The 13,609-nt window shown below is 67.3% G+C and carries 17 protein-coding genes; 12 read left to right on the forward strand and 5 right to left on the reverse strand.

The window, feature by feature from the left end; all coding sequences use genetic code 11:
- Both AC1D1G_RS30875 and AC1D1G_RS30880 read left to right on the forward strand, forming a co-directional pair.
- Nucleotides 1-250: DUF1990 family protein (locus tag AC1D1G_RS30875; RefSeq protein ID WP_477955020.1), on the forward strand; the 250-nt coding region annotated here is incomplete at its 5' end.
- A gap of 113 nt (nt 251-363) precedes the next feature.
- The gene (locus AC1D1G_RS30880; protein ID WP_005265200.1) at nt 364-1,107 is read left to right on the forward strand and encodes a GntR family transcriptional regulator; all 744 of its coding nucleotides are present in this window, start codon (nt 364-366) and stop codon (nt 1,105-1,107) included.
- Nucleotides 1,108-1,143: 36 nt separating this feature from the next.
- Here AC1D1G_RS30880 and AC1D1G_RS30885 read toward each other — a convergent pair whose 3' ends face one another.
- The 4 genes from AC1D1G_RS30885 to AC1D1G_RS30900 form a co-directional block, all read right to left on the reverse strand.
- A complete protein-coding gene (locus tag AC1D1G_RS30885) occupies nt 1,144-1,668 on the reverse strand; it encodes a YceI family protein (RefSeq protein WP_477955021.1) in 525 nt (174 codons plus the stop codon).
- Nucleotides 1,669-1,699: 31 nt separating this feature from the next.
- Nucleotides 1,700-1,849 carry a hypothetical protein gene (locus AC1D1G_RS30890; protein WP_167344014.1) on the reverse strand — a complete coding sequence of 50 codons (150 nt, stop codon included), beginning with the start codon at nt 1,847-1,849 and terminating at the stop codon, nt 1,700-1,702.
- A 165-nt stretch (nt 1,850-2,014) separates the two neighbouring features.
- Nucleotides 2,015-2,479: a PTS sugar transporter subunit IIA gene (locus AC1D1G_RS30895; protein ID WP_280783660.1), complete on the reverse strand. Its 465-nt coding sequence runs from the start codon at nt 2,477-2,479 to the stop codon at nt 2,015-2,017.
- The gene (locus AC1D1G_RS30900) at nt 2,476-2,706 is read right to left on the reverse strand and encodes a PTS sugar transporter subunit IIB (RefSeq protein WP_005563039.1); all 231 of its coding nucleotides are present in this window, start codon (nt 2,704-2,706) and stop codon (nt 2,476-2,478) included. The genes AC1D1G_RS30895 and AC1D1G_RS30900 overlap by 4 nt, the downstream gene beginning before the upstream one ends.
- 248 nt (nt 2,707-2,954) lie before the next feature.
- On the opposite strand from AC1D1G_RS30900, the gene AC1D1G_RS30905 reads away from it, so the two are divergent.
- From AC1D1G_RS30905 to AC1D1G_RS30940, 8 genes are all read left to right on the forward strand, one after another.
- Entirely contained in the window at nt 2,955-4,208 is a 1,254-nt protein-coding gene (locus tag AC1D1G_RS30905; RefSeq protein ID WP_280783659.1) for a PTS transporter subunit EIIC, read from the forward strand.
- On the forward strand, nt 4,205-4,480 hold the full coding sequence (locus tag AC1D1G_RS30910; RefSeq protein ID WP_005563035.1) for an HPr family phosphocarrier protein: 276 nt from the start codon (nt 4,205-4,207) through the stop codon (nt 4,478-4,480). The genes AC1D1G_RS30905 and AC1D1G_RS30910 overlap by 4 nt, the downstream gene beginning before the upstream one ends.
- Complete coding sequence (gene ptsP, locus AC1D1G_RS30915; protein ID WP_280783658.1) at nt 4,480-6,159, forward strand: phosphoenolpyruvate--protein phosphotransferase; 1,680 nt, start codon at nt 4,480-4,482, stop codon at nt 6,157-6,159. Before AC1D1G_RS30910 ends, ptsP begins: the two co-directional genes overlap by 1 nt.
- Nucleotides 6,156-7,340 (forward strand): N-acetylglucosamine-6-phosphate deacetylase, encoded by a 1,185-nt coding sequence (locus AC1D1G_RS30920; protein ID WP_280783657.1) that lies wholly within the window; start codon nt 6,156-6,158, stop codon nt 7,338-7,340. The genes ptsP and AC1D1G_RS30920 overlap by 4 nt, the downstream gene beginning before the upstream one ends.
- Nucleotides 7,328-8,107 (forward strand): glucosamine-6-phosphate deaminase, encoded by a 780-nt coding sequence (gene nagB / locus AC1D1G_RS30925; RefSeq protein WP_477955023.1) that lies wholly within the window; start codon nt 7,328-7,330, stop codon nt 8,105-8,107. Before AC1D1G_RS30920 ends, nagB begins: the two co-directional genes overlap by 13 nt.
- A complete protein-coding gene (locus tag AC1D1G_RS30930) occupies nt 8,108-8,821 on the forward strand; it encodes a copper homeostasis protein CutC (RefSeq protein WP_283335872.1) in 714 nt (237 codons plus the stop codon).
- Nucleotides 8,822-9,187: 366 nt separating this feature from the next.
- Entirely contained in the window at nt 9,188-10,510 is a 1,323-nt protein-coding gene (locus tag AC1D1G_RS30935) for an HNH endonuclease (RefSeq protein ID WP_283353540.1), read from the forward strand.
- Nucleotides 10,511-10,546: 36 nt separating this feature from the next.
- A complete protein-coding gene (locus tag AC1D1G_RS30940) occupies nt 10,547-11,038 on the forward strand; it encodes a pyridoxamine 5'-phosphate oxidase family protein (RefSeq protein ID WP_005252867.1) in 492 nt (163 codons plus the stop codon).
- Between the two features lie 4 nt (nt 11,039-11,042).
- Here AC1D1G_RS30940 and AC1D1G_RS30945 read toward each other — a convergent pair whose 3' ends face one another.
- The gene (locus AC1D1G_RS30945; protein WP_283335874.1) at nt 11,043-11,630 is read right to left on the reverse strand and encodes a nucleotidyltransferase family protein; all 588 of its coding nucleotides are present in this window, start codon (nt 11,628-11,630) and stop codon (nt 11,043-11,045) included.
- A 99-nt stretch (nt 11,631-11,729) separates the two neighbouring features.
- Between AC1D1G_RS30945 and AC1D1G_RS30950 the strand changes: the two genes are divergently transcribed.
- A complete protein-coding gene (locus AC1D1G_RS30950) occupies nt 11,730-13,232 on the forward strand; it encodes a CoA-acylating methylmalonate-semialdehyde dehydrogenase (RefSeq protein ID WP_105424046.1) in 1,503 nt (500 codons plus the stop codon).
- A 10-nt stretch (nt 13,233-13,242) separates the two neighbouring features.
- On the forward strand, nt 13,243-13,609 hold a 367-nt coding region (locus tag AC1D1G_RS30955), incomplete at its 3' end, for an acyl-CoA dehydrogenase family protein (protein WP_477955025.1).

Here is a 13,609-nt window from a genome sequence, read left to right on the forward strand (position 1 = left end):
GGATTCGCCTACGGGACGCTGCCGGGCCACCCCGAGCGGATTCGCCTACGGGACGCTGCCGGGCCACCCCGAGCGCGGCGAGGAGAGCTTCGTCGTCGAACAGCGGCCGGACGGCACCGTGCTCGCCACCATCTCGGCGTTCTCCACACCGGATCGGTGGTTCACCCGGCTCGGTGGACCCGCCGGCCGGGTCGTGCAGCGGGTGATGACGCGCAAGTATCTGGAGGCGTTGGCCGAGGCCGCACGGTAGGCCGGAGCGTCCGGATCACGTATTCTCGTGGTTGGACCGGACCGGACGGGACCTTTGCAGTCCGACTGCCTGATCCGATGTGTCCCACCACTGACAGAGCTGGAGCCGCCGGAATGATGCCCGTACATCTACGCGACAGCGTGATTCCGAAGCACGAGCAACTCCGTGCCATCCTGCTGCACAAGTGCACCAAGGAACTTCAGCCCGGCGACCTGATGACGAGTGAACGAAAACTGATGCAGGACTACGGCGTCAGTCGGATCACGGTTCGTGAGGCGATCGGGCAGCTCGTCAACGAGGGTCACCTGGTGCGGGTGCGTGGCAAGGGCACGTTCGTGGCGCATCGTCCGGTGCAGTCGAAACTCCACCTGGCCTCGTTCACGGAGGAGATGCGGGCGCAGGGCCACAAGCCGACGACGGTGGTGCTCCAGAGCGAGGAGGACGCGGCGCCGGAGGCCACCGCGAAGGCGCTGCGCATCGCCCCGGACACCAGCGCCTATCACGTCAAACGGTTGCGGCTGGCGGACGGCGAACCGGTCAGCGTCGACGACGGCTGGTTCAACGCCGCACTGCTTCCGGGCCTGCTGGACCTCGACCTCACCGGCTCGATCTACCGGGCGACCGCCGACAAGTACGGCATGCCGATCGACCGGGCGGAGCAGACCGTGAGCGCCGACGGGGCGAGCCAGGAGATCGCGACGTTGCTCGGCATCAAGAAGGGCGCCCCGGTGATGTACTTCGACCGGGTGTCCTTCAGCGGCCCCACACCGGTCGAGCACACCCGCAGCTGGTACCGGTCCGATCGCTATCAACTCCAGATGGAAGTCCAGGGGGAGCGGGCTCAGCGCAGCGTCTGAGCCACCGAATTCGACCGCGGTGTTCCGTCCGCGTCGTCAGGATTTGCTGAAGTGCGCCTTGATCACGACGCGGGTGGCGCGCAGGGAGCCCTTTTTCGTGTAGGTCAGGCCCCAGCTGCTGCGGTCGAGGTGCACTTCGGCGGTGATCGTCGCGGTGTCCTCCGTGGCGACGACCTGGGCTGGGACGGTGAGCGGTCGAGTCTGGCCGTGAACGGTCAGATCGCCGTCGAGATGGAGGTGTCCCGGTCCGGCGGGGCGTGCGTCTGTCACGGTGAAGATGATGGTGGGGTACTTCTGGACGTCGAAAAAGTCGGCGGAGTGCAGATGCTTGTCGCGTGTGGCGTTCTCGGTGTTCACGGAGGCGGCGTCGACGACCAGAGTTCCGGTGATACGTCCGTCGTCGCCGACCGTTCCGGCGCCCTCGACGGCGTGGAACGTCCCGGTGACCGGGAGTAGCCATAACGCCTTGGTGTGGAAAGTGATCGAGGTGCGAGCGGGGTCCAATGTCCAGGACCCGACGAGCGTGGACAGCTGGGGGACGGACTCCATGGGCGATGTCATCGTGTACCTCCGTTGTCGAGCGTCTGGCCGGTCAGATGACGATGGGTGCACCCGTGACGAGGTCCCAGAGTCCCAGCCCCAGGAACAGCACGGCACCCACTGCCGACTGCACCGGGTTTCCGTTCAGAAAACCCTCGGCACCCCAGGCGACCAGATCGGTGAAAATTTCAGACGAACCCATAGTTCTCGCTCCTTGTTGTCGGCATATCGTCTCGGCACCTTGATCGTTCGGACCGACCGGTCTGTTACAGAGTCGAGCAGGTCGCTGGCACTGGACAACGTTGGCGCCCGGACAACAAGGGTGCGGGCCGGCGCTTCCTTGCCGACCCGCACCACGTCGATGTTTCTACGGCGCCGTCCAGTCGAACAGGGCGTCGCCGGTGGCCACGTCGGACCCGATGGTGTCGGTGGACACCGAATCCGGCTTGGAATCCATGACGACGACCGGGCAGATGGCGGAGTATCCGGTGCCGTCGATCTCGGTCGGATCGAACCGCACCACGGGGTCGCCGGCGTCGACGTCGTCGCCTTCCGCTGCCAGCAGGGTGAACCCTTCGCCCTTCAGCTTCACGGTGTCGATTCCCAGGTGCACCAGCACACCGCCGCCCGCCGAGCCGAGGATGACGAACGCGTGCGGGTGCAGTTTGAGGATCTTGCCCGAGATCGGCGCGAGCACGTCGAGGGCGCCGCGGTCACGCGCCGGCTCGATCGCGACTCCGGAACCCACCATCTGTCCGGCGAACACGGGGTCGGGCACGTCGGCCAGGGCGAGCACGCGGCCGGGCAGTGGAGCCTGCACGGACAGGCTCACAGGATGTCCTCGATGTCCTCGGCCAGCGTGTCCGCCTCGGGGCCGACGATGACCTGGACGACGCTGCCCGCCTTCAACACGCCGTGGGCGCCTGCGGCCTTGAGCGCGGCCTCGTCGACCTTGGCGCCGTCCTTGACCTCGGTGCGCAGCCGGGTGATGCAGGCCTCGATCTCGACGATGTTGTCGGCACCGCCGAGGCCGCTGATGATTGCGTCCGCTTTGGACATCGGTTCTCCCTCGTAGTTCGTGTTCGAGCCGCAGGTGAATGGTGTCGGACGGGTTAGCTGGATCACATTTGCCTGTTGACATCCTGTGCTCACCTGGTCAAACTAGCAACTGGTTATGACCGGACAGTACCCGTTGGGGGTGCTGGTCCACAATAGTTTTCCCGAAGCCGTGCGACGCGCTCGCCGCCACCGGTTTCGGGACTCACCAGACGCCGATTCGGCGACCGAAGCGCACAGAGAAGGCCGATATGACTGTCGTAGACAGCCCGAAAAAGGAATCAGCGGTGTTTGCCGGGTTACAGCGCCTCGGGCGCAGCCTGATGCTGCCGATCGCGGTACTTCCCGCGGCCGGCATCTTGCTGCGGCTCGGCCAGGACGACCTCCTCGGCCGGTTCGAGCCGATGCACACCGCCGCGTCCGTCATCTCCGCAGCCGGCCAGGCAGTGTTCACCTGGCTGCCCCTCATCTTCGCGGTGGGTATCGCCATCGGATGGGCCAAGAAAGCCGACGGTTCCACCGCCCTGGCCGCCGTGGTCGGATACATGGTCATCAACGGCGTGTTCGAGGCCATGTCGCCGGTCGTCCTCGAAGGCAAGACCGATCCGAACGGCGACCAGGCGCTGATCAACTACGGTGTGCTCGCAGGCATCGTGATGGGTCTGCTGTCCGCGATTCTGTGGCAGCGGTTCTACCGCACCAAACTGCCCGACTACCTCGGATTCTTCAACGGGCGCAGGCTCGTTCCCATCCTCACCGCCGTCACCGGTCTCGTCGTCGGTGTCCTCATGGCGTTCCTGTACCCGGCGTTCAACTCCGCACTGACGTGGGTGGGCGAGACCGTCGCCGAGAACTCCGTCGTCGGTGGCGGCGTCTACGGCATGGCCAACCGCCTGCTCATCCCGACCGGACTGCACCACATCCTGAACTCCACCGTGTGGTTCCTCGTCGGCGACTACCAGGACGCGAGCGGTGAGCTGGTCCGCGGCGACCTCAACCGGTTCTTCGCCGGCGACCCGAGCGCAGGCATCTTCATGACCGGCTTCTTCCCGATCATGATGTTCGCCCTTCCCGCTGCCGCACTGGCGATCTGGCGCAACGCCCGGCCGTCGCAGAAGAAGGTCGTGGGTGGGATCATGCTCTCCACCGCGCTGACGGCGTTCCTCACCGGCATCACCGAGCCCCTCGAATTCGCGTTCATGTTCGTGGCCTGGCCGCTGTACCTGATCCACGCGTTCCTCACCGGCACGTCGATGGCGCTCGTCAACGCCCTCGGCATCCACGACGGATTCACGTTCTCCGCAGGCTTCTTCGACTACGTGCTCAACTTCGGCAAGGCCACCAACGCGTGGATGCTGATCCCCATCGGGCTCGGGTACGCGGTCATCTATTACGTCCTGTTCAGCTTCGTCATCAAGAAGTGGAACCTGCGCACTCCCGGCCGGGAGGACGACGCGGAAACGAACGCCGACACCAACGCCGACACGGAAAAGGCAGGTCAGTGAGCATGGCTACACGAACGGTCCTCATCGGTTCCAAGGTCGGACTGCACGCCCGCCCCGCTGCGAAGTTCACTCAGGCCGCCGCGGCGGTACCGGTCGCGGTGCAGATCGCGGTCGGCGAGTCCGCGCCGGTGGACGCAGGCAGCATGCTCGCGGTGATGACCCTCGGCGCCGAATTCGGTACCGAGGTGACGATCACCGCGGAAGGGGAGGGCAGCGAGGAGGCCCTCGACCGCCTCGCCGACCTGCTCGCCTCCGACCTCGACGCCGCCTGATGTCGACGGCTACGGAACTTCTCGTACACGGCCTCGGGGTGAGTCCGGGACTGGTCTGCGCACCCTGGCTCTCGTTCGGGACACCGGTCGCGACGTCGGCCGAAGACCCTGTCGGCGAATCGATCACGGCCGAGTCCGCCCGTGTGCGGGACGCCCTCGCGACCGTGTCCGGCGACCTCGAAGCCCGCGCCGTCCAGGTGGACGGCGTCGCGTCCGAGATCCTGCTCGTGTCGGCGGCCATGGCCCGCGACCCGGGAATCGTGTCCGCCGCCGAGGAGAACCTCCGCGCCGGCATGCCGACGGCACACGCCGTGAGCGTCGCGTTCGACGGTTACTGCGCCAAACTCGAGGCCCTCGGTGGGTACCTGGCCGAACGCGTCGCGGACCTGCGTGACCTCGGGCATCGCGCGGTCGCGGTGCTGCTGGGAGTGCCGATGCCCGGCATCCCCGATCCCGGGTACCCGTTCGTTCTCGTCGCCAGGGACCTGTCGCCCGCGGACACCGCGATGCTCGGCGGCAGCGACGTGGTCGGTCTGCTCACCGCCGAGGGCGGGCCGACGAGTCACACTGCGATCCTGGCGAAATCCCTCGGTCTGCCGGCGATCGTGAACTGCGCCGACCTCGACCGGTTGGTCGAGGGAAGACCGGTGGTGCTCGACGGGACGACCGGCGAGATCGTCGTCGACCCCGGCGACCTTCGGCAGGCAGAGGTGGCCGAGCAGGTCGCGGAGGCGCGAGCGCGGGTTGCGGCCACGAGTGGACCCGGCCGCACCCGGGACGGGGCACCCGTCGGACTGCTCGTCAACATCGGCACCGTCGACGACGCCACCCGCGCCGCCACCGCGGATTCCGAGGGCGTCGGGCTGTTCCGCACCGAATTCCTGTACCTCGGCAGGCAGATCGCGCCCACCCTCGACGAACAGATCGCCACCTACACGTCGGTGCTGGAGCAGTTCGCGGGACGCAAGGTGGTGGTCCGGACCCTCGACAGCGGCTCCGACAAACCACTGCCGTTCCTCGACCTCGGCGCGGAGGAGAACCCGGCACTCGGCGTGCGGGGGCTGCGGGTCGGCACCGTCTACCCGGAAGTCCTGGCCACCCAGTTGGAGGCTCTCGGCGCCGCGGCGGCCACCACCGGCGCGGACCTGTGGGTGATGGCGCCGATGGTGGCGACGGCGGAGGAAGCGGAGGGCTTCGCCGCGCTCGCCCGCTCAGCCGGTATCGCCACGGTCGGGGCGATGATCGAAATCCCCTCGGCAGCGCTGCGTGCACGCGACCTGCTCGAGCACCTCGATTTCGTCAGTATCGGGACCAACGACCTGAGCCAGTACACGTGTGCCGCGGACCGGATGGCGGGCAGTCTCGCGCCACTGCTCGACCCGTGGCAGCCCGCCGTCCTGGACCTGATCGGCCTGGTCGGCGCGGCAGGAGCGGAGGCAGGCGCACCCGTCGGCGTCTGCGGGGAGGCCGCGTCCGATCCCGCGCTGGCCCCGGTGCTGGTCGGGTTGGGCGTCACCAGCCTGTCGATGGTGGCCCCGTCGCTGGGTGCCGTGCGTGCCAGTCTGGCCGCCGCCGACCTCGGCCTGTGCCGGGACATGGCCGCCGCCGCACGCGGCGCACGGTCCTCGCAGTCCGCACGATCGGCGGTCGCCGCGCTCGCGTCCGGAGCGTCTCGATGATCCTGCGGGGCGAGGTCGTCGTGGAGGACGGCGTCATCGCCGACGGTGTGGTGACCACCGACGGCGACCGAATCTCCTGGGTCGGGTCCGCGGCGCAGTACCGCGGACAGGTGCCGCTGCCGGAACCGAGTTCGTCGATACTGCTGCCGGGTCTGATCGACCTGCATTGCCACGGCGGCGCCGGCGCGGGATTTCCGAACACCGACGCCGACGGGGCAAGGCAGGCCGCGGACCATCACCGCGAGCACGGCACCACCGGACTGCTCGGCAGCCTCGTCTCGGCAGGGGAGCAGGACCTGCTCCGGCAGGCCAGGATTCTCGCCGATCTGGTGGAACGCGGTGAGCTCCTCGGGATCCACCTGGAGGGCCCGTTCATCTCCGGTGCCCGGTGCGGCGCGCAGGATCCCGCGTCCGTGATCCCCGGCGATCCCGATTTGTTCGAAAGGATCTGCGACGCCGCGCGTGGCACCGTCCGGTCGATGACGCTCGCGCCGGAGACCGCGCACTTCGGCGAACTTCTCGCCGCGATGCGACGGCGTGACGTGCTACCCAGCCTCGGCCACACCGACACCGACGCGGCGACCACGTCCGCGAGGATCGCCGACGCCGCCGGCGGCCCACTGACCGCCACCCACCTGTTCAACGCGATGCCGCCGCTGCACCACCGCGCGCCGGGACCGGTGGCCGCGTTCCTGGCCGCGGCCGGTCGCGGCGACATCGTCGTCGAATTGATCGCGGACGGAGTGCATCTCGCGCCCGAGACCGTGTCGATGGTGTTCGATACCGTCGGGCCCGACCAGATCGTCCTCGTCAGTGACGCCATGGCCGCCGCCGGTGTCACGGACGGCGACTACCAGCTCGGGCCCCTGGACGTGCGCGTCGCGCACGGTGTGGCCCGGCTCGCGACCGCCGACGGGTCCGAGGGGGCCATCGCGGGCGGCACAGCACGGCTGCTGGACGTGGTGCGCACCGCAGTCGTGGACAGCGGCATCGGACTCGTCGACGCCGTCGCTTCCGCCACCAGGACTCCGGCCCGGCTGCTCGGCCTGGAGTCCGACCGCGGCACCCTGGCCCCGGGCCGCCGCGCCGATATCGTTGTGACCGATCACCAACTGCGCCCCCGCGGCGTGTTCGTCGGCGGAATGCCCGCCGAAACGGAAGGACTCGCATGGAAATCGTAATCCGGCAGACGCCGTCGGAGATCAGCTCGACCGTCGCCGACATCGTCGAGGGGTACGTGCGACGCGGTCCGGCGACGCTGGGCCTCGCGACCGGCTCGTCCCCGCTCGGGAGCTACCGGGAACTCGCACGCAGGCACCGTGAGTCCGGACTGGACTTCTCGCGAGCACGAGCCTTCATGCTGGACGAGTACGTCGGTCTTCCGAAAAGCCATGACCAGTCGTACTTCTCGGTGATCCGCTCGGAGTTCGTCGACCACGTCAACCTCGACACCGATCGTGTGCTCAGCCCGAACGGCGAATCGCCCGACATCGCCGAGGAAGGTGCGCGGTACGACGCAGCCATCGCCGAGGCAGGCGGCGTCGACGTGCAGCTTCTCGGCATCGGGACCGACGGCCACATCGGCTTCAACGAGCCGGGCTCCGCGCTGACCTCACGCACCCGCGTCAAGACGCTCACCGAGCAGACCCGCCTCGACAACGCGCGGTTCTTCGACAGCGTCGACGACGTCCCGCACCACGTCCTCACCCAGGGTCTGGGCACCATCAGCGACGCCCGGCACCTGGTGATGATCGCGTTCGGCAAGGGCAAGGCCGAGGCGATCGCCGCAGCCGCGGAAGGTCCGCTCTCCGCGTTCTGCCCGGCATCGGTGATGCAGCTGCACCGGCACGTGACCGTCGTGATCGACGAAGCCGCAGCGAGCAAGCTGCAACTCGCCGACTATTACCGGTATGCGCTGGAACACAAGCCTTCCTGGCAGTCGTTCTAGATGACACCCGTACTCGAATTGGCGGTCCAGGATGTCGCGGGCGCCCGGATCGCACGACGTGCCGGCGCGGTGCGCGTCGAGTTGTGCACCGCACTCGGCGCGACCGGCGGGTTGACACCGAGCATCGGCATGATCGAAGCCGTCGCGGCCCAGGGGATCGCGGTGCACCCGCTGATCCGGTGCCGGCCCGGCGGATTCGTCTACGACGCCGACGAGATCGCCGTCATGGCTCGCGACGTCCTGGCCGCGGTGAACGTCGGCGCCTCCGGGGTCGTGCTCGGCGCACTCACTCCCGACATGTCCGTCGACCGCGACGCTCTGCGCCGACTGCTCGACGGCATCGACCCGTACACGGTCGAGGTGACGTTCCATCGTGCGATGGACGTCGTCGCCGAGAGGGCGACCGCCGTCGACACGCTCGCGCGGTCGGGCATCATCCGGGTCCTCACCTCGGGCGGAGCACCGCGGTGCATCGACGGTCTCGAAGCTCTGTCCGGCATGGTCGCTCACGCGCACGGGCGAATTCAAGTAATGGCAGGTGGCGGAATCCGCGTCGAGGACATCGCCGCGGTCGCAGGCACCGGGGTCGACGCCGTGCACCTCTCCGCCCGCCGCACCGTCGCCGACAGCGGCGGACCGGGCGGTGGCTCCGGCAGTTACGACGCCGTCGACGAAACCCTCGCGCGGGCAGCGGCCGCGGCGCTGGGGCTCTGACTTCGGTGGCTCCCTGTTGCCTCAGGTCACGATGCCCGCGAAGTCTGATTCGTTGACTCATCCAGAAATGCCCCCAATGGCAGCGGCTTCTCTCGTTGGTGTGTTCGTGGCGGTGGCGATGGTCGGGAGTATCTGTCGGCGAGGATTGCTGTCCTCTCCGGTGACGGCCTCGTGCTGGTCTGCAGCACCCAAATCTGACTGAGTAGCAACAACTCTGCAGAGGTGACCGCTACGCCGGCATTTTCAGGTGAGGCGACGGATGGACTACGCGGGCATTTCTGATGAGTCAACGCGGACTATTGCCACGGGGCAAGGGCTGTTGCTAGAATCGAACATACATTCTAACGGCCTTGGGGGAGGTTGGCTGTGGGGGAATTGATTGCGCCGGATCTGGCCGAGTTGAGTGTGTTCACGGCGCGACTGCGAGTGGTTTCTGCTGGCGGTGATGCGGGGTTGGGGATCGAGTGGCTCGATGCGATCGAGGCGTTGAAGTCGGTCGGGTGTGCGGTGCAGGCGGTGATCACCGACGGCGTCGCCACGTCTATCCGCGCGGACCGCAAGGCTGCCGGGTTGCCGCGGGCGGATTGGGACCGCGGCATTGCCTCGCAGATTGCGTTGGCGCGCAGGGAATCCCCGAACCGCGGCGGTCGGCATCTCGGGTTCGCGCAGGCGTTGGTGCACGAGATGCCGCACACCCTGGCCCTGTTGCGGTCGGGCAGGTTGAACGAATGGCGAGCCACCCTGCTTGTGCGGGAGACGGCGTGCCTGTCGGCGACGGATCGGGGCATCGTGGACCGTCGGTTGTGTTCGGACCCGGCCACTCTCGACGGGGTCGGCGACCGCGGTCTGATCGCACGGGCGAAGGCGTTGGCGGTCGAACTCGACGCCGCGGCGGTCGTGGCCCGGCATCGTAAGGCGGTGTCCGAGCGGCGGGTGACGACACGGCCGGCGCCGGATTCGATGGCGTATCTGAGTGTGCTGATGACGGTCGAGCAGGCGGTGTGTCTGCAGGCCACACTGGGGCGGGATGCGGACAGTCTGATCGCCACCGGCAACAGTGGTGGCCGCACCCACAATCAGCTGATGGTGGACCTGTTGTTCGAGCGCGGCACCGGGCGGGCCGCTGCTGGTGGTGTTCCGGTGGCGGTGAACCTGGTGCTCTCGGACGAGACGTTGCTGGCCGGCGGGCACGAGGCGGCGCAGCTGCAGGGGTTCGGGCCGGTGCCGGCGGGGATCGCGCGGCAGCTGGTGGCGGACGCCGTCGACAATGACACCGAGACGTCGCTACGGCGGGTGTATTCGTGCCCGCAGTTGGGGGCGCTGACGGCGATGGAATCGCAAGCCCGCACGTTCCCGAAGAGCCTGAGACAGCTGATCGACCTGCGGGATCGGACGTGCAGGACTGCGTGGTGTGATGCGCCGATCCGGCATCACGATCACATCCGCTCACGCAGGAAATTGGGTAAGACCACCGCGCGAAACGGGTCCGGACTCTGTGAGGCGTGCAATTACGCGAAGGAAGCACCGGGGTGGACCGCCCGCCCGATACAGCGGCCCGGCCACACTCACCTCATCGACCTCGGCACCCCGACCGGGCACCACTACCGGTCGGCGGCCCCGCCGCTCCCGGCCGCGGCACGACAGTCGGAGGTCGAGGCGGTGCTCATCGCGCAATTGCGGGCGTCCTGACCCGGCGGCCACGGGATTCGTCGTAGGGTCGTGTGCATGGCCAGCTGGAATGAGTTCGCCGAAGCTGCTCCGCGGATTGCCGCTATTTTCTCCCGCAGACACGCGGCGACCGGAAACCTCTGCATGCTCGGCACGCTTCGCTCCGACGGATTCCCGCGGATCAGCCCGGTCGAGCCGAGATTCTTCGAGAATCAGTTGTGGATCGCCGGAATGCCGAACACCACGAAGTTCCGGGATCTGGCTCGCGATCCGCGCTTCTGCCTGCACACCGCGACAGTCGACACCGAGGTGAAGGAGGGCGACGCGAAACTGTGGGGTGTCGTCGACGACGTCCAGGACAAGGCCCTGCATCAGCGTTTCGCGCAGGCACTGTTCGACGAGACCGGGTTCGACATCCGGGGSCAGGAATTCGATCACTGCTACCGTGCCGACCTGACCGGCGGCTCGGCAGTGGAGGTCGGCGACGGTCACATGGACATCACCATCTGGAAACCGGGAGAGCCCGAGCACGTCGTGCGGAAGCACTGACTGCTCACTCCGGCCACGGCACCACCGTCAGGCGAGGCCATTCCCTCTGCCACCGGGCGGCTTTGGATTCGTACACCTCCCGCGGGGCGAGGACGGGGTTCGGGCGCAGGATCATGTCGAAGAGGTCGGCGAATCCGTGGGGAGCGTAGATCTCGTCGTCTCCGCTGGGTGTTCTCCGGATGCCGTAGCAGCAGGTGGTGGAGGCGAAGTGATCGATGGCGTCCTTGCAGTCGGTGAAGGGTGTCGAGGGCACGCCGAAGTGGTCTTCGTACCAAAGATGCACCCGTGCTTCGTTTCTGACCTCGACACGCACGTCGAGGTCGTCGAACAGTGCGCCGGCCTTGCGGATGACGTCGTCTTCGGCCTCGTAGCTGGTGTCGCTGTCGTCGAAGTAGAAGAGGTCGTAGTCGTTGATTCCCGACTGCGGGTCGCGGCCGTCGAGGTGGTTCCAGACCGTCTGGAACACGGCGCCTGCGGTGAGGTACCACTCCGAGAGGCCGAGTTGGGGTGCGCGGTCCAGGATGGTGGTGATGCACGGGTTGGTCCGGAGGATGCGGACGAAGTTCAGCTCCTCGGGAGAGTGACTCTGCATGATCCGATCGTATGGTCTGGACATACATGGACATCCAACTATAGGATGGGCTACATATTCGGAACTCCTTCATCATCGAGCAGGAAACGGGTTCGCACAATGGTTCAAGAGCTATCCCACTTCGTCGGCGGCAAGCGCGTCCCYGGTGCCTCCAACAAGTTCGGCGACGTCTACGACCCCAACACCGGTGAGGTGCAGGCGCGTGTGCCTCTCGCCGACAAGGCCGAGACCGAGGCGATCATCGCGAACGCGGTGGATGCTCAGCGGGAATGGGCGCTGTTCAACCCGCAGAAGCGGGCCCGCGTCCTGATGAAGTTCCTCCAGCTCGCGCAAGAGGAGATGGATTCACTGGCGCGCCTCCTGTCGTCCGAGCACGGCAAGACGATCCCCGACGCGAAGGGCGACATCCAGCGCGGCCTCGAGGTCATCGAGTTCGCACTCGGCGCCCCGCACCTTCTCAAGGGTGAATACACGGAATCCGCCGGAACCGGCATCGACGTGTACTCGATGCGTCAGCCGCTCGGTGTCGTCGCGGGCATCACGCCCTTCAACTTCCCGGCCATGATCCCGCTGTGGAAGGCCGGCCCCGCGCTGGCCGCCGGCAACGCGTTCATCCTCAAGCCGTCCGAGCGCGACCCGTCGGTGCCGCTGCGTCTTGCCGAGCTGTTCCTCGAGGCCGGTCTGCCCGCAGGCGTGTTCAACGTGGTCAACGGTGACAAGGAAGTGGTGGACGTCCTGCTCACCGACGACCGCGTCAAGGCTGTCGGATTCGTCGGCTCCACGCCGATCGCGCAGTACATCTACGAGACCGCCGCGGCCCACGGCAAGCGTGCCCAGTGCTTCGGCGGCGCGAAGAACCACGCGATCATCATGCCCGACGCCGACCTCGACGAGGTGGCAGACGCCCTCATCGGCGCTGGTTACGGCTCCGCGGGTGAGCGGTGCATGGCCATTTCCGTCGCGGTCCCGGTGGGCGAGGAGACGGCGGATGCGCTGGTCGCCAAGCTGACCGAACGGGTCGCCAAGCTCACGATCGGCCGCAGCGACGACGAGTCCGCCGACTTCGGTCCGCTCGTCAGCAAGGACGCCCTCGAGCGGGTGAACAGCTATATCCAGATCGGCATCGACGAGGGCGCGGAGGCCGTGATCGACGGCCGCGGCTTCACCCTGGAGGGCCACGAGAACGGCTTCTTCGCCGGCGCGACCCTGTTCGACAAGGTCACCACCGACATGCGCGTCTACAAGGAAGAGATCTTCGGACCCGTCCTGCTCGTCGCCCGTGCCGCGGACTACGAGGAAGCACTCCGCCTGCCGACCGAGCACGAGTACGGCAACGGCGTCGCGATCTTCACCCGMGACGGCGACACCGCCCGCGACTTCACCAACCGCGTGAACGTCGGCATGGTCGGCGTCAACGTCCCGATCCCCGTGCCGATCGCGTACCACACGTTCGGCGGCTGGAAGCGCTCCGGCTTCGGCGACCTGAATCAGCACGGTCCCGACTCGTTCCGCTTCTACACCAAGACCAAGACCGTGACGCAGCGTTGGCCCTCGGGCAAGAAGGAAGAGACCAACCACTTCGTCATCCCCACCATGAACTGAACGGACCTCCATGTTCACCTTGACCGATGACGAGCGGGCGATCAGCGACACTGCCCGCGACTTCGCGGCCGAGCATCTCGCGCCGCACGCCGTGGAATGGGATCAGGCCAAGCACTTCCCGGTGGATGTCCTGCGTAAGGCGGCGTCGTTGGGGATGGGTGGGATCTACATCCGCGAGGACGTGGGTGGATCCGAGCTCACTCGTGTCGACGCGGCCCGCATCTTCGAGCAGCTCGCGAAGGGGTGCCCGTCGATCGCCGCCTACATTTCCATCCACAACATGGTCACGTGGATGATCGACAGGTTCGGCACCGACGAGCAGCGCCGTGCGTGGGTGCCGGGGTTGTGTTCGATGGATCAGCTGGGCAGTTACTGCC

The sequence above is a fragment of the Rhodococcus sp. P3_B8 genome (genome assembly GCF_056402775.1).